The 1,063-nt window shown below is 68.1% G+C and carries 2 protein-coding genes; both read left to right on the top strand.

The window, feature by feature from the left end; all coding sequences use genetic code 11:
* Positions 1-149: 149 nt before the first annotated feature.
* Entirely contained in the window at positions 150-341 is a 192-nt protein-coding gene (locus MF607_RS22525; protein ID WP_242122395.1) for a hypothetical protein, read from the top strand.
* Between the two features lie 43 nt (positions 342-384).
* Complete coding sequence (locus MF607_RS22520) at positions 385-912, top strand: hypothetical protein (protein ID WP_242122394.1); 528 nt, start codon at positions 385-387, stop codon at positions 910-912.
* The last annotated feature ends 151 nt before the right edge of the window (positions 913-1,063 follow it).

Below are 1,063 nucleotides of genomic sequence, written 5' to 3'. Positions count from 1 at the left end.
AAGCTGCCGGACTTTCGTTCTACAGTGCCCGGAGCGGAGAGCCGGATGCAGTGAAAGTTGCACGTCCGGTTCGGAGGGGGGCAGTGGGGTGTTCTCTCGTAGACGCCACCCTGCCTACCCTACGGTATGACGCCGGCACCTTCGTTCGCGTGATCGGCTTCTTTCTGGACGAGGCCGCGGCCGTACGGGCGCAGCAGCGCGCCAACCGCCTGCTCGATCGGTTGCAGCAGCACCGAACGCCGGTTTCGTCGGTGACCTACACGGGAGGGCGCTACCGCGCGCTCACCTTCACCGGCCTGCCGCCCGCGCACTACCCGGCCGAGCGCCCTTCCTACTCCTGACGGCGCGCGCGTCGCCACTCCTGAGCATCAGAAAGGAACGGTCATGCACCGCGTCCATCATTTCACCTCGACCCGGCTCGCCTATGATGCGTGCTTCGATGATCCCCACGTCCGCGAGGGCGACGTGCTCGTTATCGCGCGCGAACAGATCGTCGGCCTCGCCTCAAGCGATCCCATCGCCGTCACTACCGGCCACGGCTACCTGCGCACGATCCCGGCCATGAGCCGCGACACGCTGCTGGGCGAACTGGCGCACGACACCGCCCAGCTCAGCCACGCCGTGGATGAGGCGCTCCGCCACCATTATCCGGTCGCGGCGCACTACCTCAGCTTCGCCACGTCGCAGCACCGACTCCTGGCAGGCGAGACGATCGCCGTCCTGACCGCCGACGACCTGCTGGTGACCTCCGACGCGATCGAGCGGCGTATCGCCGATCTGCGCGAGCGCATGAAAGGCAAAGAGCAGGAGTCCGAGGGCCTGTTCCTGGCGGACGCGATCCGCAGGCTCGAGACAGCACGCGGCAAGCTCGCGAACCCGGCTCGGACACACCCGGTCGCCCCCACCCGATAGGGTGCCTCCCGTCACCCAGTACGTCCCCGCTGGACGCCCATCGCCGCGCGAAGAGCGCGCCGATGAGTGGGCGCTGACGCGCCCTGCTCGGCCCTGAAGGGGGCCGAGGAGGAGAGAGGGATGGAGAGTGGTGTCGAGGACAAGGGGTCCG

Origin of the sequence: Sphingomonas lacusdianchii (genome assembly GCF_022664395.1) — a bacterium.
GTDB classification, from domain to species: Bacteria; Pseudomonadota; Alphaproteobacteria; order Sphingomonadales; family Sphingomonadaceae; genus Sphingomonas; species Sphingomonas lacusdianchii.
The sequence above is the reverse complement of the archived record's forward strand: the minus strand, read 5'-3'. Positions and strand labels throughout refer to the sequence as shown.

Excerpts from the sequence above, each read along its gene's own strand:
- MF607_RS22520 (WP_242122394.1), top strand. The coding sequence starts at position 385 with ATGCACCGCGTCCATCATTTCACCTCGACCCGGCTCGCCTATGATGCG.